Genomic DNA, 18,089 nt, shown 5'->3' with positions numbered 1-18,089 from the left:
GCCGTCGGGTTCGTTCGTCGCCAGTCCCGGCCGAAATGGCCTGGCGACGCGCATCCATTGCGCCTCTAGCGCAAGAAGTTCAAGAGCGTCAGCTGCTGGATCTGCGAGCCCGCCGTCAGCGAGGCCTGCAGCTGCTGCTGCAACTGGTTAAACCGCGTGATCACTTCCGTGAGGTCCGCGTCCTGAAGGTCGCTAAGCAGGATCTGTTCAGTCAGCTTCATGTCTTCAAGCCTTTGCGTCTGCTGCTCGTTGCGACTCGCCGCCGTGGCGACGTTGGCCCTGGAGGCATCCAGCCGATCCAGATCGCCGTTCAATTGATCCATAGCAAGTGCTATGCCAGTCGTGTCATCTGCGGTCAATGCGTCGCGTAAATCCATGAGATGCGAGAAAACGTTGTCCGTGCGCACCGTCGCCGTGTCGACGCCATTGATCGTCGCGCCCGCCCCAGCATTGCCCGCGATCCCCAGATGCTCCGCCGTCAGCTGCGTCCCGAGGTCCTCCACCAGGAAGTCGTTCGGGCCGACCGTGTTGTCGACAAGCTGGATCCCGTTACCCACCGGGTTCATGCCGATCACAAAGTCGGTCCCCACCGCCACACCCGCCGCCGCCGCTTCGGTTTCGATCCGTGTGATCACCTCGCCCACCGTCGTCAGCCCGTCGATGTCCACCTCGAAGGTGGTCCCATCGTGTAACTGAAAACCCATCTCGTACCGATTCTGGTTCAGATCATCGAAACCGGGATTGGTCAGAACGCCCAGGCCGTTACGGAAATCATCCAACCGGGTATCCGTCGTGAACGACCGGATCCCCAGATCGGTCGCCGTGGTCCCGCCGTTCTCACCCACCGAGAAAGCAACCCCGCTGACCTCACTCACAAAGTCCAGCCCGTCGGCCGCGTCGTTGATCTCCAGCCGCACCCCCAGGTCCAGACCCCGTATCCGATTCTGCAGGTCTTCGATCGTCTCCACACCCGTGAGGTTCACCGTCTCAGAACGCGGGCCCTGAGTGATGACCAGCCCCGAAGCCAGATCGATGGCAGGGCCAAGGTCCGCGATCCGGGTCGCTTTGGTCAGCCGTGGGCCCACATCTCCCCCAGCCGTCGCCGGACCGCCCGCGTTCGCGATCGCGATGCCAAGATCCGCAGCGATACTCCCGTTCTGAAGATCAGCCACGGCCACGGGATCAGGCCCGGTCGCCTGCAACGCGAAGCCGTCCGCCGTCAGCGTCAGCGCCGCCGCACCCGGGGCCAACCCATCAAAACCCGCCGACAGACGCGTGACAACGTCTTGAACCGTCTCGGCCCCACTCAGATCAATCACCGCCGTGGCAGCACCCACCGTCAACCGAACCTGCCCCAGTTGGACACCCCTGCCCCTCGCCCCCTCCAGGTCCGACAGCCGCGTCTGCGCCGAGACGTCCGGATCGAGATCGGCGTTGCCCCGTACCCGCGTCGTGAGGGCACCGAAGGCATCGGCTCCATTGCTCGCGATGTCGGTCAGGTCCTGCTGCCCGGTGTTCAACCGGAGGTTCGTATCCCCGCCCCGGTAACGCACCCCGCCCAGGAACTCCTCAAACGGTGCGGCACTCGCGCCGTACTGGTTACTCCCGAAAAGCGGGACCCCGAGAATCTCGCGATTCGCAATCCCAAGCAGCGCATCCAGTTGCTCCGAAATCACCAACGCCTGAGCCGCCCTCGCCTCCGCACTCGTCCCACCCAGCTCGTTCGCTGCCTCCTGTGCGATCACCTGAGCCTCAAGCGTGATGTCCTTGAAATCCTTGAGCGCCTGATCCGCCGTATTCAGCAGCGTGTTGCCCTGCGCCAGATTGCTCAGCTGCTGATCGCGTTCGAGCAGCCGCTGCCGAAGCAGCAGGATCGCCGCCGCATCCCCGGGTGCATCCGACGGCGCGTCGTACTTCAGGCCGGTCGAGATCTGCCGCTGCTGGTTATCCAGGTCCACCTGCGTGCGCCGAAGCTGCTCCAGCAGGTTGTTGTTGCTGAGGATGCTCGTGGTACGTCCGGTCACGGAGCCTACGCCTGACATGCCGGCCTCCGTCCTGCAAACACCGTGTTATCGATCGCCGTCTGCCTCATGGCCGTGCACCTAGATCAACGCCAGCAGCGTGTCCATCAGTTCGTCAATGACATTCACAAAGCGAGCACTCGCCTGGAACGACCGCTGGTACTGGATCAGATCGATGGTCTCTTCATCCACGTTCACCCCGGAGAGCTGCTGCCGCTGCGCCTCAAGCGAGTTCTTCACCAGCGTGTCCGACTCCGCCTGCTGCTTGGTCGCGCTGAGCGCCGAGGCCGCCTCAGCGATCTTGTCCGTCCAGAAGGACGTAAGACTCCTACCGGCCAGGGCATCGATCCCCTGATTGGCCAGTTCGGCAATCGCCAGCGCGTTCTCGTTCGTCCCGACGGCCTGTCCCGTGATCGACAGGTCACGGGCCGCCGCGATCTGCCGCGGGTCCAACTTGAGGGCCCCGTTCACCGAGATATCAAGGGCACTCGAACCCTCGAAGAAGCTGTTCACACCCAACGCGGCCAAAACACCCGAGGTGTCATCGCTGAACGCCAGCGTCGCCGACGCATCCACGCTATCCAGCTGCAACCTGCCATCGGTGGTCACCGAAGCCGTGATCAAACCATTGAGCCGCGAAGCCGGGTCGTTGATCTGCGCAACCAGGCTGTTCAGCGTCGTGTCGTTGCCGTTGAGGCCATCCAGATCGATGTTGATCTGCTGCGTCGTCGTTGCCCCGTTCTGAACGACGTGAATCTGAAACGACCCATGTACCGGCGAATGCTTCAGCCCCGAAGCCTCACTGCCGAGCACAGCAGCCGCGTCCTCCACCTGGTTCAGGCCACGAACACGCGACTGCGGCACCAACCCCTGCCCAGTGCTGTGAATCTTGTTGACCTCAAAAATCAACTGCTGAGCGAGCGTGTCAACCGTATCCAGCGCGTTCTGCCAGTCGTTCTGACGAAACGCGATCTGCGCCCCCAGCTTGCCGCTACTCGAATCCACCGTCTGCCCATCGTCACGAATCACGACGTTGATCGAGGAAGCATCCTCACCAATCCCGCCCTCGAGCGTCACACCCCGGCTGTCGCCATTCAGCACCAGAGGCGTCGATCCCACAAACACATCGATCTCGCCGTTGTTCAGCTCGTTGGTCGAGATATCCAGAAACGTTGCCAACTCACTCAGCACGATATCCCGCTGGTCCCGCAGACCTGATGCACCCGATCCCTGACCCGCTTCCTGAATGGCGATCTGATTGTTCAGGTCCTCGATACGACTGAGCAGCCCATCGACCGTGCGCACGCTGTCGGCGATCGCCCCGTCCACCTGCTCCCGCTGCGCGATCAACTCCAACCGCAGCTGCTTGAGATGATCGGCGATGATCTCACCCTGATTCACCACGCCCGACCGAAGCGACGTGCTCGGATCAGACGTTGTCCCGGGATTCCCCGCCAGCGCACTCCACGCCCCGAAGAAAGCCCCCAGCTGCGAGGTGACGTTCACATCCGCCAGCTCGTTCTGAATCGACTCCACCTGCTCCAGCAGCGCCTGCCGCTCCAGCGATCCCGACTGGTTCGCGATCGACCCACGCAGCCTTGATTCCAGCGCTTCATCCACCAGCCGCGTGATGGCTTCGAGCTGAACCCCCCTGCCGATGAAAACGCCCTGCTGAACCTGCTGATCCCCAACCGGCGACAGCGTGACTCGCTTGCGGTGATACCCGTCCGTCGCCACATTCGCGAGGTTGTCACCGACCACCTGGATCGCGGCCTGCGAGGCGAGGATGCCCGACTTGCCGATCTGTAGTGCGTTGGTGAGTCCCATAGCGAATCGCTCTCAGGGTGAGGAATAAGTACAGGCTCAGGCCGTCAGGCTGAACGTGCTCAATGTCGCCGCCACCGGCTGGCCCTTCCGGCCGGGCTGCGCGTAGGTTCCATGACCAGAGGCCGCTGCAACCACGGTCTCAACCACCCCGTTCACATGACGCATCAGAGTGTTGGAAGCCTGCGAGACCGACGCCAGCCGAGTCTTGAACCGCTCGATCTCGTGACGGAGGTTGCTCCGCAGGATCAAGAGCCGATCGCGTATCGGAGCAGGCAGCCGCTCCGCCATTGCCGCCAGTCGCATCGGCTCAGAAGCACCCGGTTCAAGGATCTGCGTCAACGCCGCCAGCAGATGCAGCCGCCGCTTCTCATACTCGCTCATGGCCCGTAGATGGTCGCTCTCCTGCGTCGACAACGCCGCCATCATCGCCTGATCCCCCTGCCGCAGCGCCTCGGTCTTCTGCTCGAAGACCGCCAGCCACAGCCGCTGACGCTCGATCATCTGCGTCAGCAGTGCTTCCAGTTCACTCAACAGCCGGAGGCTTCGTTCATCCATGAAGATCGAGCTCCCATCCATGCATCTTCTGAGGCTCCGCCTGACCACGAGCCTCGCGGTACTTGCCCATCAGCTCGTCCACCAGCGAATCGACCAGCGGCCAGTTCGCCGAACGCGCCATCCGCATCGACAACTCAGTATCGAGCTGAGCGCCGAACACCTCTTCGCCCATCCCCCCCGAGAACATCTCGGTCTTGAACGGCCCGTTACGAAGCTGCTTGAGCACGGGCTCGATGAACATCCCCGCGATCATCTTCTCGGCGGAATCACGGACCTGGCGCTCCACCGCCTCCGTATCGTCACTCGCCACCAGCCGTTCCAGCTGATTGAAAAACGACCCCGCCCCCGCCGAGGCAGCGCGCTGCTGGACCGCGGGCGACACACGCTCAATCATCAACTCGTTCTGGATCGGAGTCACGCTCATTCGTAAATCACCCTCGCATGCAGCCGCTTGGCCCGATCCAGCGCCCGGATGATCGCGATCCGATCCTCCGACGAGACCTTCAGCTGATTGAACGCCTCCACCAGATCGGCGAGCTTCGGGCTCGGCCGTTCCGACGTATCCAGAGCCACCACGTCCAACTCCTCAACCAGCGGCTGACCGGGAAGCGGAACCGGCTCAGGCGTGATCCGCTGAATCGTCAGACCGCGATGCGAGATGCCCACCGGCGAGATCTCCACCTCGTCCGAAAAAACAATCGTCCCCGTCGCCTCATTCACCACCACCACCGCACCCGAGGCGATGAACTCAGGCGAGATGAACGGATCGAGAATCCGGCTCAAAAACGGCACGATGTCTGCGCGATCGGCCTCGGGCACCTGAACCACGATGTTCTTCGCATCGATCGCCCGGGCCACCGGCGCACCGTCAGGATCGACCAGACCATTGATGAGATTCGCGATGTTGTTCGCCAACTGAACCGAAGCATGACTCGGATCGATGATCAGCGTCACCCGACCATAACGATCCATGTAATTCGGCCGAAGCGTCACCGCCGCCGTTGCTCCGTTCTCTATGAAACCGGTCAGCGGATTCTCCAGATCGTGCACCGTGATCCGGCCCTCAGCAAAAGCCAGGGGCCCGGTCACCACATCACGCCTGGGACCAACCAGCGGGACCATGAACAAACGCCCGTTCACCAGACTGGTCGCCTGCCCGATGCTCGCCACCTCCACATCCAGAAGATCACCCTCCCGGATGCCCTCCGCAGGCACCGTCACCGTCAGCGATACCAACGCCACGTTGTTCACACTACGCAGCTCGCTAGCGTCCACATTCGGGTCAACCAGACGACCAATCATCTCCGCCAATGGACGCGAAGCAGGCATGAATCGACCATCGCCGGTCCCGTTCAGGCCCACCACCAATCCCATGCCCGTCATCTTGCTGGTCTCAGCCCCACGGATACGCACCAGATCGCCGATCTGCGTCGCGCTCACCGGCACCGACAGAGCCAGAACCGCCACCACCGCCAGCAACCACATGCCAGGGTCGCAGGATTTAGAAGTCAAAAATGGCATCGAAAGTCCTCGTGATCCAGCCCCGCTTGTTCGCCTTACGCAGTTCACCTTCATGCTCCTTGCGCACACTCAGCCCATAGAGCTGGTCAGACTCGATCGAGTTCTGCTCTGTCACGTCCTGAGCACGTGCCGTGCCAGAAACCACAATCGAGACCACCTCGTCATCCGTCTGGATCCGGTCCCTGGCCTCAAGCACCAGCGTCGCGTTCGGCTTCACATCCACCACCCGCGCCATCACGCGCCCCGCCATCGTGTCCGAACGGCTGTAGTCACCCTCGCCCTCAAAACTCTTGGAAAAATCGGCGTCCACACCCGGCTGAACACCGAACGTGTTCATCCGAAGCTGAAGATCAATCAGATCCGAGGCCCGAAGATCGGGAAGCCTTGAAATATTCGCACTGACATCCCCTTCCTTCTCCGTCTCCGTGGTCTGCTCCGCGCTGCTGGAGAAGGATTCCCGCACGATAATCATGATCAGGTCGTTCACCTGGAACCGACGGATATCTGGCGTCTCCACCGCCGCATAACTCACCTCAGAGATGCCTTCGTGCATCCGCTTGCGGTCGTCAACAGCCTCATAGACGTCGGGCTCGCCCACGTTCGCAGCGGGGCTGAAGAGAAAAGACCCCTCCTGAACCTGTGTCGCGTCGTCGGAAGAATCCACAACCACCCCATCCTGAGCCGCTGCGGGCAGAGCCAGCCAGGCCATCGATACCGCCAGAGCAATCAGCCGCTGATTCATCGTGCGTCTCCCAAAGCAAGTGTCTCTGGCGTTTCCACCAGCGCCTGACGACGCCCGGTGACCACCGCGTAAAAAGTGCGCGTCGAGCTGCTACTGCGCAACGCGATCGTGTCACCCACCGCACCCGAATCACGGGCGATCGCCACCGTCTTCACCCGAATCCCACCGATCTGACAGACGACGTGCACCAGATCCCCCCGCTGCACCACCTCTTCCGCCATCAGATCCTCAGGCGACAGCGGCTCACCCGCCGCAATCGACTTGCCCGCCACCAGACCACCCGCCTGGTCAATCGCCCGAAAATAACCGCGGTCCTGAAGCGGGATCTCAAGCTCCCGTACCTCCAGCTGGTCTGGCCGCAACACATCGCCCCGACGAAGCGGACGCGTCGACACCAGCACGCTCGCCGAACGCAGCACCTGCATCCGAATCCGCCGGGGACGCTCCTCCACCTGACGTGTCACAGGTGAAACCACCGCCACCCAGCCCGCCCCGGCACGTTCCAGCTGTACGCTGAAACGCTGACCAAACATCGGACGACCCAGAAACCGCTCGTCCCGGGGCTCCATGTGCAGCACGAGTTCACCGCTGTCGATACCCGTCTCTTCCGTCAGACGCTGAAGAATCAGGTCTCGCAGACTCACCGGCGCAACCGCCTCGACCGGCTGGTCGGGATTCGCAACCAACGACCCCGCGATCGCCGGCGAAGCCACCAGGCTCACGGCCGGATCATCCAAGAACCCGATCGATGCAGCCGGATCCGCCCCCCCCTCACCACGGTGAACCGTCACCGTCGCAAAACCCATCAGTGAAAAGTCAGCCCAGTTCACCCCCGCCTCCGCCAGCTTCTGGCGAACCCGGTCCGCAGTCAGCGTGTAGACATCACTGCCATCATCAAATCGACCCACCTCGATATCTGCCAACGCCTCAGCGTCAGCTCCTTCCAGCTCAGCCACATCACCCAGCCGGATGACGTAAGCCCCACCCGCTGCCTCGCGCTCCAGGTGAATGGCATCCGCCGACACCACACCCAGCCCGCAGCCAAGCAAGACAAGGGTCATCAGGATGTGAACACGTCCAGGATTCACGACATCATTCCTTCAGAAAACTCACTTAGAACCGGCGGAGGTTGCCAACCACTTCGAGAGCACGGTCAGCCGCCTGGATGGTCTGGCTGTTCAGCTCGAAGGCACGCTGCGTCTTGATCAGCGACACCAACTCCCGAACCATGTTGACGTTCGAGTTCTCGATAAAACCCTGCTGAATCGTCCCGAAGTTGCCCTGGCCCGGCTCACCATTCACAGGCGGGCCCGAAGCAGGCGTCTCCACGTAGATGTTCCCGCCGATCGATTTCAGACCTGCCGAGTTCACAAAGTTCGTCAGCTGGATCTGACCGATCTCCTGCGCGTTGTTCTCGCGATCAATCGCAGAAACAATCCCGCTCTCGGAGATATCGATACTCACCGTCTCCGCAGGAACCTGAATCGCGGGCACCAGCCGATAACCCTCACGCGTCCCCAGCACCACCTCGCCATCGGCGTTCACGTTGAAGTTGCCGGCACGCGTGTACCCGATGCCCCCGCCATCCTCGGTAACGATTTCAACCTCGAAAAAACCGGCTCCGCCGATCATCATGTCGAGGTCCTGGTCCGTTTGGATCGGCGAACCAGGCGAGAAGTCGTACTGCGTGTTCGAGACCTTCACGCCAAGACCCACCTGCAGCCCGGCAGGCCGCTGGCCACCCGCCGCATTCTCAACGCCAGGCTGCTCTTTGTGCTGATAAATCAGGTCTTCAAAGTTCACCCGCGATGTCTTGAACCCAGGCGTGTTCACGTTCGCCAGATTGTTGGAAATCACATCCAGATTCGTCGAGAGACTCGACAAACCCGTCGCAGCAGAATGCAGTGCAATGACCGCCATAATCCGGGCCTTTCTAAAAACTCAGGCGATACGCCCAAACGTATTCACCGCGCGATCCATCAATAAGTCGTGGTAACGAATCATCCGGGAGTTGCTGTTCGCCGATCCCGTCGCACGCGTCACGCTCATCAACGCCTTGAACATGTTGACGCCCGACGACTCCAGATAACCCGACTTGATCAGCGGATCAGCCACACCCGTCCGAAGCTCAGGGTCCGACAGACGCATTAGGTTCCCGCCATGCATCGTGATCGCCGAACGATCCTCCACACGCGTCACCTGAATGTCCGCGATCTCCTCCTGATCCTGAATCACCAGCCCAGAATCGGTGATCTGAATGTCCGGCGACTCCGTCAGAAAAATCGGCCGGTCGTTGGCATCCAACACCCGACGCCCCGCCGAGTTCACCAGCTCACCCCTGCTGTTGATCGTGAAGTTGCCATCCCGCGTCAGCAGAAACCCCGCCTCACCCGTCTCCGCATCGATGTTCTCCACCACGAAGAACTCATCCTCCTGCGTCAGCATCACGTCCAGCGACCGCCCCGTCTCGATCGGCTGACCGGAACCAAAGCCAATCCGCTGCGGCGCAGCAAGCACACCCCCGCCTAGCTTCTCCAGCAGATGATTCGCCACATCCGGACCCAACCCATCCTCGATCCGCTCGGGATCACGCTGCATGATCTCCGGGATCACCTCCTTGAAACCCGTCGTCTGAGCGTTCGCGAGGTTGTTGGAGAACACATCCAGCCGATACATGTTCGTCAACATCCCCGACGCCGAGAGATACAGGCCGTAGTTCATCGGTTCACCTCCGTGCGAACCGACCCGCTCCCGATGGAACGGTCTACGAGCCTGACGGCCCCTCCATGGGCCTGGATGGGTGGATTCAACTCAGCACGCGGCTCCGACTTCCCGCAATCCGCCGCCGCAAGCATCACGGACAACCGACGCATCCCGCCCGCCAGATCACCAGAGCCCAGCCGAAGCGCGAGATCCAGCACACTCACGCCTGCGTCGGTCTCGGGATGTCGCGGATCAGTTCCAAACATGGTTCAAGCCTCGGGATCTCGTCAATACGGTCTGTTCGGCGGTTCCTGCCGACACCGTTCCCAAGGCAACCGCCGTGCCAGTCACCCGTACCAACAAACCACGACGCCCCTCACACCCCAAAAACAGCCAAAAAACCAACAAATCACAGCACCTCGCGATCGGCCGGATCAACCCGTCGTCACCCGAGCTAGCCAACCCGTGCCAAACCCGGATTCAGCCCGAAGCGCAGCCAGTGCACCCCGGGCGCAAGCCCTGCGCGTCCGCCAACCTCGGCAACCCTTGCGCCGCAGCGCAACCTCGCAGCGCAAAGACTGCTGCAAACACACCCCGAACCAGCCTGATACAACCCACACATGCCCCCTTCCGCTCCGGCCATCGAAGCCCACAACCTGACTATCCAGATCGAGGGCCACACGCTCCTCGATCGCGTCTCGATGCGCCTCGAACAGGGACAGACCGCCATCCTCCTCGGCCCCAACGGCTGCGGCAAAACCACCCTCGCCCGAACACTGATGGGCTTTCTCCCGCCACGCTCCGGCCAACTCCACGTCCTCGGCCAGCCCATCGGAGCCACCGATGTCCACGAGCTACGCCAACGCGTGCGCATCGTCAGCTCTACCGGACTCCTCTCAGGTGCCACCGGCTCCCTTAGCGGGCTCAACCCCCGCATGCACCCCATCCCCACCATCCTCACCGGCATCGACGGCACACTGATGCTCCACGGCCAGCCGGATCGGGAGGATCAGCACCGCGCCGCCCAGCTCCTCCGCGTCGTCGGCCTCAGCCACCGGGAACACACACCCATCGGCTCGCTCTCCACCGGCGAACAGCGCAGGCTCCTGCTTGCCCGCGCAATGATCACCCCGCCACAGCTCCTGATCCTCGACGAGGCCGCCGCCGGCCTCGATGTTGCCGGCCGGGAGCAGATGCTCCTCACCCTCCGCATGCTCACCCAGGCCCAACCCCGACCCGCTGTCCTCATGATCACCCACCACGTCGAGGAAATGCCCCCCAACACCGACAGAGTCTTCCTGATGCGAGAGACCCGCATGGTCGCCGAAGGCCCACCCGACGACGTCATCACCCCCGAATACCTCACCCAGACCTTCGGCTGCCGCGTCTTCGTCCGCAAGGCCTCAGGCCGCTACCTCCTCGAAGTTCTCCCCGAAGCCTGGCTCGATCTCCTCCCCGACCACGAACGCTCACGCTTCTAGGCTATGATCTGATCTATGAAGAAGATCACTCCTCTCCTGGTTGTCGCACTCTCACCCGCCAGCCTCCTCGCCCACCCCGGCAACCACACCGGCACCCCCACCGAAATCGGCTGGCACTGGCTCACCCAGCCCGATCACCTCATCCTCGGCGCTGTCAGCACTGGCCTCGCCGTCGCCCTGGGCGTCTACCTCTACAAACGGCGCCGCCGCGATGCCTGAGCCGACCGAGCACGACCTCACCCTCGCCGGCTTCCAGGCCTACATCCGCGACAAGTACTACGAGCAGGACGCCGCCCGCGGAACCCCCGGCACCTTCATGTGGCTCATCGAGGAAATCGGGGAACTCGCCACCAACCTGCAGAAAATCCGAGGCGAAGGCGGCCAAACCTCAGGCGGGTCCACCCACGAAGAACTCGAAGGCGAATTCGCCGACGTCCTCGCCTGGCTCTGCACCCTCGCCAACATCAACAACGTCGACCTCTCCGAAGCCGTCCGTAAAAAATACCTCCGCGAAGACGGCGGCCCCTCCGGCGTGAAATAATCACCTTAAATCAAACCCGAACCACCGGGCTAACCACAGGCTCCGCAGTATCACTCGACCGCTGCAGACAGTTCTCAAAGTGTCCCCGCGTCATCTTCACCAACGACTCCACATCCAACCCCACCTCCGCCAGCTGATTCACCCGCGAATCCTGATACACCCAACCCTTCGGCATCCCGCAAAGCTTCAGCAACCCCGTCGCCAAACCCCGCTCATGCGCTTCACAAAGCACGGCATCACCAAACCCACCGACCACCGAGTGATCCTCAATCGTGACCGTCGGGACACCCGCGCCAAGCAGTGATTCGATCAGGTCGCCATCCACCGGCGCCGCAAAACGCCCGTCATACACCGCCGCATCAATACCCTCCGCATCCAAACGCTCAGCGGCCTCAAGCGCCGAATAAGCCATCACCCCGTAAGCCAACAACGCCACGTCCGGCTTCGAACCCCGGCTCGCACGAATCAGATTTGCCTTGCCAAGCTCAAACGCAGGCGGCTCCGCCTGCACCGGCCGCTCCGCCACGTTATCCCTTGGATACCGAGTCGCCGACGGCCCCGCGTCATACTGATTCATAAACGCCAGCCCCGCTTTCAGTGTCGGCTCATCGATCGGCGCCAGCTGCACCAGCCCAGGCAGCGCCCGGAACATCGCGATATCCATAAACCCGTGGTGCACCGCCCCATCCCCACCCACAAACCCGGCCCGGTCCATACAGATCCGCACCGGCAGACCCTGCAGGGTCACCTCCTGAAACACCTGATCGAGCGCCCGCTGCGCAAACGTCGAATACACCGCGAAAAACGGCCGCATCCCGGCTTTCGCCATCCCCGCACACATGTCCATCGCATGGGATTCACAGATCCCGGTATCCAGCGTCCGCTCCGGAAACGCCTGCATCACCTTGCTCAGCCCGGTCCCGTCAGGCATCGCCGCTGTCACCGAGACAATCGACGGATCGGCTTCCATCCGCTCGATCATCGCGTCCGCAAACGCAGCGGTGAACCCACGCCCCGACCCCTTCAACTCCGCACGACAACCATTCACCACAAATGGCTTCGGCGAATGGAACGTCGTCGGATCACCCGTCGAGAACTCAAACCCCTTGCCCTTAATCGTCTTCACATGCAGCAGCACCGGACGATGGATGTCCTTGACCTCTTCGAGCATCTCGATCAGACCCGGCAGGTCATGCCCGTCAATCGGCCCGATGCACACCAGCCCAAAATGCTCAAACAGGTGATCCGTCGCGATCGCCGCCTTCAGCATGTCCCCGCCACGATGGTAGATCTCCTCCACCAGCGACCCGCCCGGCAGCTTGTCCAGCACCTTCTTCCCGGCCCGCTTGATCCCCGAATACGTCGACGACACCCGGATCCGATCGAAGTAGCCCGCCATGGCCCCCTGCGGTTTCGCGATCGACATCCCGTTGTCATTCAGCACCGTCAGGAACTGCCGCTTCAACGTCCCCGCGTTGTTCAGCCCTTCCAGCGCTACCCCGTTCACAATCGACGCATCCCCAACCAGTGCCACCGCCTTCCGGTCGCTCTTGCCCACCCCACCCGCCTTGAAGTCATCACCACGCGCCATCCCGACCGCCGTCGAGATCGCCGTACCCGCATGACCCACGGAAAACAGGTCGTAATCCGACTCCCTCGGCTCCGGAAAGCCCGCCATGCCCGCCCGCGTCCGCAGCCTCGAAAACGCCTCGTACCGACCCGTCAGCAGCTTGTGCGGATAACACTGATGCCCCACATCAAACAGCAACCGGTCCCGGCTGAAATCAAACACCCGATGCAGAGCCAGCGTCAGTTCCACCACGCCCAGATTCGGCGCCAGATGCCCGCCCGTCTGCGACACCTGGTCGCAGATCGCCTGCCGAATCTCACCCGCCAGCCCCTCCAAAGCCTCCAGGCTCATCGAGCGAAGCTCTCCGGGTCCCTTCAGACTCGCGAGCACGCCCGCAGACAAATCGGTCTTGGTAGAGCGATCAGACAAGTGAGATTCCTTAACCATGCAACGCTTCGCGACGCCATATGCTACCGCCGCAGAGACGCAAAGTCCGTAAAGATGATCGGTTAGCTCGTGCGCACCGCCATGTATTCGCACAATTCACGCAGCGGGTTCGCCCGATCCCCAAATCCTTCCAACGCAGCCATCGCCTCCCCACGCAAACGCTCTACCTCCTGCCGGCTCGCCTCGATACCCAAAACCCCCGGATACGTCAGCTTGCCAGCCTCTTGATCCTTGCCCGACGCCTTACCCAGCTGCTCCGTGCTCGCTGTCGCGTCCAGCAGATCATCCACCACCTGGAACATCAGCCCCACCCGATCCGCGTAACGCGACAACGCATCCAGCTGAGCCGCATCCGCCCCCCCCGAAATCGCCCCCATCCGACACGCCGACCGCAGCAAAGCCCCGGTCTTGTGCTCGTGGATGATCTCCAGCTTCTCCCGGTCACTCACCTCCTCATCGAACGCAGGCAGCGTGTCATACACCTGACCCGCCACCATGTTGTTCGAGGCAATCGCCAACTCCCGTACGATCGAAGCCAGAATCGAGGCATCCGAAATCCGACAGGCCAGCAGCTCAAACGCCAACGCCAAAAGCGCATCCCCCGCCAGAATCGCCATCGCCTCCGACGTGTGCTTGTGAAGGGTCGGCTTGCCCCGCCGCAGATCGTCATCATCCATCGCCGGCAGATCGTCGTGCACCAGCGAAAAGGCATGCACCATCTCGATCGCCGCCGCCGCTGGCAACGCCCGATCCACCTTCCCGCCAATCGCCTCGCAGCACCGAAGCACCAGCAACGGCCGCAGCCGCTTGCCACCACCCAGCAGCGCATAACCCACCGCGTCCCGAAGATTCGCCGGGAAAGGCCGATTCGCCAGAAAATCCGCCATGAAGCTCTCGACCTGAGCCGTCGGTGCCATCATGGCGTCGAGGTCAAACGACACCGCTGCCTGGGATTCAACCATCAAAAACTCCCGTCAGAACAAACCCCTATATCGGACGCGAGTATAGGTTTTCCCGGAGTCAGCCGCCCCGCCCCGCTCGCTCCAGCACCCACCGCGCCACCACCGCAGCCCCATCTGAAGCACCCGAAGCCATCAAACGCTCCCGCATCACACCCAACCGCTCCACATCACGAACAAGATCACAAACCGCTTGCTTCAAAGGCTTTGCATTTGCCTCAGGTCTGACCAGATCCCTCAGCAACACCGCCCCACCCGCCGCGACCATCGGCTCCGCGTTGAGCCGCTGATGCTCGTCCCGATGAAACGGATAAGGCAGAAACACCGTTGGCACCCCGTTCGCCCAGGCCTCCGCCACCGAACTCGCACCCGGCCGCGCCACCGCCAGCTCCGCCGCCCGCCAAACTAGCCCCATCTCGTCCTTGTACTTGCTGATCAGTGCCGGTACCCCCGCCCTCACGTACGCGCGCGAGACCTCAGCCACATCCTTCTCGCCCGTCAGATGCAGCACCTGCCACCCCCCTTCGCTCAGAACCCCACCCAGCCCCGTCTCATCCAGCGCCCGCGCCATCCCGAGATTCACCGTCGTCGCCCCCTGCGACCCTGCCGTCACCAGCAACACCGGCCGCTCAGGATCCAGCCCCAGCCGCTCCCGCGCCTCCGCGACGCCGACGTCCACCATCACCTCACGCCGAAGCGGAAACCCGATCACCTCCGCCATCGGCAACTCAAGGGTCGCATACGCCGAGAACACCCGATCCACCCGCGGGGCCAACCGCCGAATCGCCCGGCCAGGCGTCGCATCCAGACTCACCAACGCCGTCGGAATCCCCAATCCCCTCGCCGCCTCGATCTCCGGCCCGCTCACAAACCCACCCGTCGCCACCACCGCCAAAGGCCGCTCCCGCTGATACCGAGCCCGCGCCGCCTTCACCGCCCGCCGCCATCCGATCCCGAAACCCAGCACCCCACGCACCGACCGCCCCAAAGGCCGCGCCGCCGATACCACCCAATCCGCCCCTCCCACCGACAGACTCTCACGCACCCGCGCATCCACCGCTCGATCACTGACCACAAAAGCCACCCGCTGCCCCTGAGCCCGTTCAATCAGCCGCTCCGCGATCGCCGCATTCGGATAAATATGTCCACCCGTCCCCCCACCAGCCAGCATCACCGGCCCGCTCAACCCCGCGCCTCGCCCGCATCCACCCGCGCCGCAATCACCGACCCGATCAACCCACCGATCACCGCCCGATCCCGCGCCGTCCGACGAACCCGCATCGGCAAACGCCTCGCCGTGGTCTTCTCAGCCTCGATCTCACACTCAGCGTCTGCCCAATCTTCCCGCACCTCTGCCGCCACCACCGCCGTCTGCCGATCCAACCCCGCCACCAACCCCAACGCGAACGCCGTCATCACCCAACCCGTACCCCCGGCACTCAAAAGCGGGAGCGCAATCCCCTTCGTCGGCATCAGGCTCGTCACCACCGCCAGGTTCATCAGCGCCTGCATCCCAAAGGTCAGCAGCACCCCCAACGCAAACAGCCGTGCAAACAAATCCGTCGACGACCGCAGAATCGACCAGCCCGCCCACAGCACCACCAGCAGCAAGACCACCACCGCCGCCGCCCCAAAAAGCCCCAACTCCTCGGTCAGAATCGGAAACAGAAAATCCGTCGTGTCCTCAGGCAGGTAGTACTTCCGCACCGAGTTCCCCAGACCCATCCCCCACGGCCCGCCGTGTGCAAACGCCGTCATCGACTCGATCGGGTGATACCCCGCCCCCGCCGAGTCCGCCCACGGATCCATAAACGCCGTCAACCGACGAAAACGATAAGGCGTCACCACCGCCAACGTCGCCACCGCCGCCACACCCATCCCACAGAACACCCCCACATGCCACACCCGGGCCCCTGCCGCCAGCAGCACCCCCAACGCCACCGCCCCGATCAGCGCCGCCGACCCCAGATCCTGCAACGCAATCAACCCACAGCACAAACCCACCAGCACCAGAGGCGGCAATAAGCCCTGCGTCAGGCTCGGCAGCACCGACGCCCGCCGCGCACCCCACCACGCCAACGCCCCCACCAGCGACCACTTCACCAATTCGCTCGGCTGAAACTGGACCCCCACCGACTCCGTCCCCAGCCGCAACCACCGCGTCGCCCCGTTCACCCGCACCCCCAGACCCGGAACCATCGTCAGCAGAACCATCACCAGCGAAGCGATCACCACCCAGAAAAGCGGGTTCCGCCAGGAATGATGTCGGTACAACGCCCGAACATCGATCCGCGACGCCGCAAAAAGCGTCAACGCCGCCAGCAACGCATAAAGCGTATGCCGACTCGACATCCAACCTACTCCCGCATCAGCACCCGAGCCATGCAGCGACACCCCCGCCGAGTGAACCATCACCCAGCCAATCGCCAGCAGCCCGAGAGCCGCCCCTTGCAAGATCTGACCGTTGCGCAACATCCCTCAGGTTATCGGCACGCCCCCCAACACCACCCCAATCACAAAAACGGTCCCCGCCCCACGTAAGCCCATCCACAACATATGCTCCCACCAACCAACCCAACCACAGGAAACCACCATGGCCAAAGGACAGGGCCTCAGCCGCCACCAGGAAAAAATCGTCAAACGCTACTACGAGCACCGCGACACCATCGCCTTCACCAAGCTTCAGGAAATCGCCTCCGAGCTGTACCTCGCCGACACCCCCGCCAAATCCAAAAAACTCTGGGCTGCCGCCGCCACCCACCTCAAATCCGCCGGCGCCACCCCCGCCGACATCGAACAGGTCACCCAGGCCGCCGACCCCGCCAAACTCGCCACCCTCATCACCCGCCTCAGCCGAAGCTAAGCCGCTGCCATCCAACCCTAAAAGAGCCACAACCAAGCCAGACAACACCACCCAACGTCAGCACCTCGTAGCCAGCACAGCCAGCGATACACCAGCAGCCCGTCCCTGGGGGCGTCGCCTACAGGAGTGTCGTAGACGCCAGCAGCACACTCAGGCACCGATTCAACCCACAGCAGCAAGCAGGTACAGCAGAAACCACCTACTCGATCAAGCGATAACACCAAGCCGGGCCCCAACCTTCAAAACCGCCAGGCGGGCCCCGGAGAGGGCTGGGGCCCGCCCACCAGTCCGCTTCAACGCGGAATCGGAATCGCCAGATGCGTACAAACCCGCGCAATCGTCTCCTGACGAATCGAGCCACGCCGACCCTGCCCCAACTCAAACGCCGACACCCGCTCGCGTCGCGTCACCAAAGCCTTCCCGTGAAACTCCGATATCTCACACTCATGCTCACGCAGGTATGCCATAAAGGTCTGTCTGGCCATCGCAAAGGGCTCCTTCGAAAAGGGATGGGAAGAGGTTCTCGAACCAGGTCTCGTGGACTTTGTTGCCATGACCCGAACTTACGAGCACCCCAACCAGACCCGGTGACAACTGTGTGTCACCGCCCGGCCAGATTCTTCGGTTTTTCTTCATCCGCCCCCGACCCGCCCTATCGCCGGGATTCCACCAGCACCCCGCCCCGAGCCACCCGACGCATCGCTCCTGCAACGCCCAGCACCACAAGCATCGCCCCCAGCACCAGCCACAACACCGCCCGCGACGCCGACTTCAACGCATCTAGAAACACAGGGTCAAACGCTTCCATAAAAACAGCCTTTCCGATCGCCTCGCGATCACTGACCCCAACTCAACACTC

20 protein-coding genes are annotated in these 18,089 nt (G+C 62.7%); 4 read left to right on the top strand and 16 right to left on the bottom strand.

Annotated elements, in window-relative coordinates:
- Nucleotides 1-65: 65 nt before the first annotated feature.
- From ACQZAB_RS08310 to ACQZAB_RS08265, 10 genes are all read right to left on the bottom strand, one after another.
- Nucleotides 66-2,024, bottom strand: coding sequence for a flagellin (locus ACQZAB_RS08310; RefSeq protein WP_428388817.1), 1,959 nt, complete (start codon nt 2,022-2,024; stop codon nt 66-68).
- Nucleotides 2,025-2,102: 78 nt separating this feature from the next.
- Nucleotides 2,103-3,848: a flagellar hook-associated protein FlgK gene (gene flgK, locus ACQZAB_RS08305; RefSeq protein WP_428388815.1), complete on the bottom strand. Its 1,746-nt coding sequence runs from the start codon at nt 3,846-3,848 to the stop codon at nt 2,103-2,105.
- A 36-nt stretch (nt 3,849-3,884) separates the two neighbouring features.
- Entirely contained in the window at nt 3,885-4,403 is a 519-nt protein-coding gene (gene flgN, locus ACQZAB_RS08300) for a flagellar export chaperone FlgN (protein WP_428388813.1), read from the bottom strand.
- Complete coding sequence (locus tag ACQZAB_RS08295; RefSeq protein ID WP_428388811.1) at nt 4,396-4,827, bottom strand: hypothetical protein; 432 nt, start codon at nt 4,825-4,827, stop codon at nt 4,396-4,398. The genes flgN and ACQZAB_RS08295 overlap by 8 nt, the downstream gene beginning before the upstream one ends.
- The gene (locus ACQZAB_RS08290; protein ID WP_428388809.1) at nt 4,824-5,888 is read right to left on the bottom strand and encodes a flagellar basal body P-ring protein FlgI; all 1,065 of its coding nucleotides are present in this window, start codon (nt 5,886-5,888) and stop codon (nt 4,824-4,826) included. The genes ACQZAB_RS08295 and ACQZAB_RS08290 overlap by 4 nt, the downstream gene beginning before the upstream one ends.
- 16 nt (nt 5,889-5,904) lie before the next feature.
- Nucleotides 5,905-6,666: a flagellar basal body L-ring protein FlgH gene (locus ACQZAB_RS08285; protein ID WP_428388807.1), complete on the bottom strand. Its 762-nt coding sequence runs from the start codon at nt 6,664-6,666 to the stop codon at nt 5,905-5,907.
- Nucleotides 6,663-7,754: a flagellar basal body P-ring formation chaperone FlgA gene (flgA, locus tag ACQZAB_RS08280; protein WP_428388805.1), complete on the bottom strand. Its 1,092-nt coding sequence runs from the start codon at nt 7,752-7,754 to the stop codon at nt 6,663-6,665. Before flgA ends, ACQZAB_RS08285 begins: the two co-directional genes overlap by 4 nt.
- Nucleotides 7,755-7,779: 25 nt before the next feature.
- The gene (flgG, locus tag ACQZAB_RS08275) at nt 7,780-8,586 is read right to left on the bottom strand and encodes a flagellar basal-body rod protein FlgG (RefSeq protein ID WP_428388803.1); all 807 of its coding nucleotides are present in this window, start codon (nt 8,584-8,586) and stop codon (nt 7,780-7,782) included.
- Between the two features lie 21 nt (nt 8,587-8,607).
- Nucleotides 8,608-9,387, bottom strand: coding sequence for a flagellar hook-basal body protein (locus tag ACQZAB_RS08270; RefSeq protein ID WP_428388801.1), 780 nt, complete (start codon nt 9,385-9,387; stop codon nt 8,608-8,610).
- On the bottom strand, nt 9,384-9,635 hold the full coding sequence (locus ACQZAB_RS08265) for a hypothetical protein (RefSeq protein WP_428388799.1): 252 nt from the start codon (nt 9,633-9,635) through the stop codon (nt 9,384-9,386). The genes ACQZAB_RS08270 and ACQZAB_RS08265 overlap by 4 nt, the downstream gene beginning before the upstream one ends.
- 354 nt (nt 9,636-9,989) lie before the next feature.
- Here ACQZAB_RS08265 and ACQZAB_RS08260 point away from each other — a divergent pair, with 354 nt between their 5' ends.
- Genes ACQZAB_RS08260 through ACQZAB_RS08250 form a run of 3 tightly spaced genes read left to right on the top strand, consistent with a single transcriptional unit; the run spans nt 9,990 to nt 11,391 of the window.
- Complete coding sequence (locus ACQZAB_RS08260; protein ID WP_428388797.1) at nt 9,990-10,850, top strand: ABC transporter ATP-binding protein; 861 nt, start codon at nt 9,990-9,992, stop codon at nt 10,848-10,850.
- A gap of 15 nt (nt 10,851-10,865) precedes the next feature.
- Nucleotides 10,866-11,069, top strand: coding sequence for a hypothetical protein (locus tag ACQZAB_RS08255; RefSeq protein ID WP_428388795.1), 204 nt, complete (start codon nt 10,866-10,868; stop codon nt 11,067-11,069).
- Entirely contained in the window at nt 11,062-11,391 is a 330-nt protein-coding gene (locus ACQZAB_RS08250; RefSeq protein ID WP_428388793.1) for a MazG nucleotide pyrophosphohydrolase domain-containing protein, read from the top strand. Before ACQZAB_RS08255 ends, ACQZAB_RS08250 begins: the two co-directional genes overlap by 8 nt.
- Before the next feature lie 10 nt (nt 11,392-11,401).
- On the opposite strand, the gene dxs is transcribed toward ACQZAB_RS08250, so the two are convergent.
- From dxs to ACQZAB_RS08230, 4 genes are all read right to left on the bottom strand, one after another.
- The gene (dxs, locus tag ACQZAB_RS08245; RefSeq protein ID WP_428388791.1) at nt 11,402-13,390 is read right to left on the bottom strand and encodes a 1-deoxy-D-xylulose-5-phosphate synthase; all 1,989 of its coding nucleotides are present in this window, start codon (nt 13,388-13,390) and stop codon (nt 11,402-11,404) included.
- A gap of 80 nt (nt 13,391-13,470) precedes the next feature.
- Complete coding sequence (locus ACQZAB_RS08240; RefSeq protein WP_428388789.1) at nt 13,471-14,370, bottom strand: polyprenyl synthetase family protein; 900 nt, start codon at nt 14,368-14,370, stop codon at nt 13,471-13,473.
- A gap of 58 nt (nt 14,371-14,428) precedes the next feature.
- Nucleotides 14,429-15,553, bottom strand: coding sequence for a UDP-N-acetylglucosamine--N-acetylmuramyl-(pentapeptide) pyrophosphoryl-undecaprenol N-acetylglucosamine transferase (locus ACQZAB_RS08235; protein WP_428388787.1), 1,125 nt, complete (start codon nt 15,551-15,553; stop codon nt 14,429-14,431).
- Nucleotides 15,550-16,842 (bottom strand): FtsW/RodA/SpoVE family cell cycle protein, encoded by a 1,293-nt coding sequence (locus tag ACQZAB_RS08230; protein WP_428388785.1) that lies wholly within the window; start codon nt 16,840-16,842, stop codon nt 15,550-15,552. The genes ACQZAB_RS08235 and ACQZAB_RS08230 overlap by 4 nt, the downstream gene beginning before the upstream one ends.
- A gap of 118 nt (nt 16,843-16,960) precedes the next feature.
- Here ACQZAB_RS08230 and ACQZAB_RS08225 point away from each other — a divergent pair, with 118 nt between their 5' ends.
- Nucleotides 16,961-17,230 carry a hypothetical protein gene (locus ACQZAB_RS08225; RefSeq protein ID WP_428388784.1) on the top strand — a complete coding sequence of 90 codons (270 nt, stop codon included), beginning with the start codon at nt 16,961-16,963 and terminating at the stop codon, nt 17,228-17,230.
- A 293-nt stretch (nt 17,231-17,523) separates the two neighbouring features.
- Here ACQZAB_RS08225 and ACQZAB_RS08220 read toward each other — a convergent pair whose 3' ends face one another.
- Nucleotides 17,524-17,715 (bottom strand): hypothetical protein, encoded by a 192-nt coding sequence (locus tag ACQZAB_RS08220; protein WP_428388782.1) that lies wholly within the window; start codon nt 17,713-17,715, stop codon nt 17,524-17,526.
- Nucleotides 17,716-17,882: 167 nt separating this feature from the next.
- Nucleotides 17,883-18,038, bottom strand: coding sequence for a hypothetical protein (locus ACQZAB_RS08215; protein WP_428388779.1), 156 nt, complete (start codon nt 18,036-18,038; stop codon nt 17,883-17,885).
- Nucleotides 18,039-18,089: the final 51 nt, after the last annotated feature.

It is taken from the genome of Mucisphaera sp. (assembly GCF_965279675.1).
GTDB lineage: Bacteria > Planctomycetota > Phycisphaerae > Phycisphaerales > Phycisphaeraceae > Mucisphaera.
The sequence above is the reverse complement of the archived record's forward strand: the minus strand, read 5'-3'. Positions and strand labels throughout refer to the sequence as shown.

What these genes read in the sequence shown, in the direction of transcription:
- ACQZAB_RS08270 (WP_428388801.1), bottom strand. Translation starts at nt 9,387, where the DNA reads ATGAACTACGGCCTGTATCTCTCGGCGTCGGGGATGTTGACGAACATG.
- ACQZAB_RS08240 (WP_428388789.1), bottom strand. Translation starts at nt 14,370, where the DNA reads ATGGTTGAATCCCAGGCAGCGGTGTCGTTTGACCTCGACGCCATGATG.
- flgG (WP_428388803.1), bottom strand. Translation starts at nt 8,586, where the DNA reads ATGGCGGTCATTGCACTGCATTCTGCTGCGACGGGTTTGTCGAGTCTC.
- ACQZAB_RS08255 (WP_428388795.1), top strand. Translation starts at nt 10,866, where the DNA reads ATGAAGAAGATCACTCCTCTCCTGGTTGTCGCACTCTCACCCGCCAGC.
- ACQZAB_RS08215 (WP_428388779.1), bottom strand. Translation starts at nt 18,038, where the DNA reads ATGGAAGCGTTTGACCCTGTGTTTCTAGATGCGTTGAAGTCGGCGTCG.
- ACQZAB_RS08295 (WP_428388811.1), bottom strand. Translation starts at nt 4,827, where the DNA reads ATGAGCGTGACTCCGATCCAGAACGAGTTGATGATTGAGCGTGTGTCG.
- ACQZAB_RS08285 (WP_428388807.1), bottom strand. Translation starts at nt 6,666, where the DNA reads ATGAATCAGCGGCTGATTGCTCTGGCGGTATCGATGGCCTGGCTGGCT.
- flgN (WP_428388813.1), bottom strand. Translation starts at nt 4,403, where the DNA reads ATGGATGAACGAAGCCTCCGGCTGTTGAGTGAACTGGAAGCACTGCTG.
- ACQZAB_RS08265 (WP_428388799.1), bottom strand. Translation starts at nt 9,635, where the DNA reads ATGTTTGGAACTGATCCGCGACATCCCGAGACCGACGCAGGCGTGAGT.
- flgK (WP_428388815.1), bottom strand. Translation starts at nt 3,848, where the DNA reads ATGGGACTCACCAACGCACTACAGATCGGCAAGTCGGGCATCCTCGCC.
- ACQZAB_RS08220 (WP_428388782.1), bottom strand. Translation starts at nt 17,715, where the DNA reads ATGGCCAGACAGACCTTTATGGCATACCTGCGTGAGCATGAGTGTGAG.
- ACQZAB_RS08250 (WP_428388793.1), top strand. Translation starts at nt 11,062, where the DNA reads ATGCCTGAGCCGACCGAGCACGACCTCACCCTCGCCGGCTTCCAGGCC.
- ACQZAB_RS08225 (WP_428388784.1), top strand. Translation starts at nt 16,961, where the DNA reads ATGGCCAAAGGACAGGGCCTCAGCCGCCACCAGGAAAAAATCGTCAAA.
- ACQZAB_RS08260 (WP_428388797.1), top strand. Translation starts at nt 9,990, where the DNA reads ATGCCCCCTTCCGCTCCGGCCATCGAAGCCCACAACCTGACTATCCAG.
- ACQZAB_RS08290 (WP_428388809.1), bottom strand. Translation starts at nt 5,888, where the DNA reads ATGTGGTTGCTGGCGGTGGTGGCGGTTCTGGCTCTGTCGGTGCCGGTG.
- ACQZAB_RS08230 (WP_428388785.1), bottom strand. Translation starts at nt 16,842, where the DNA reads ATGTTGCGCAACGGTCAGATCTTGCAAGGGGCGGCTCTCGGGCTGCTG.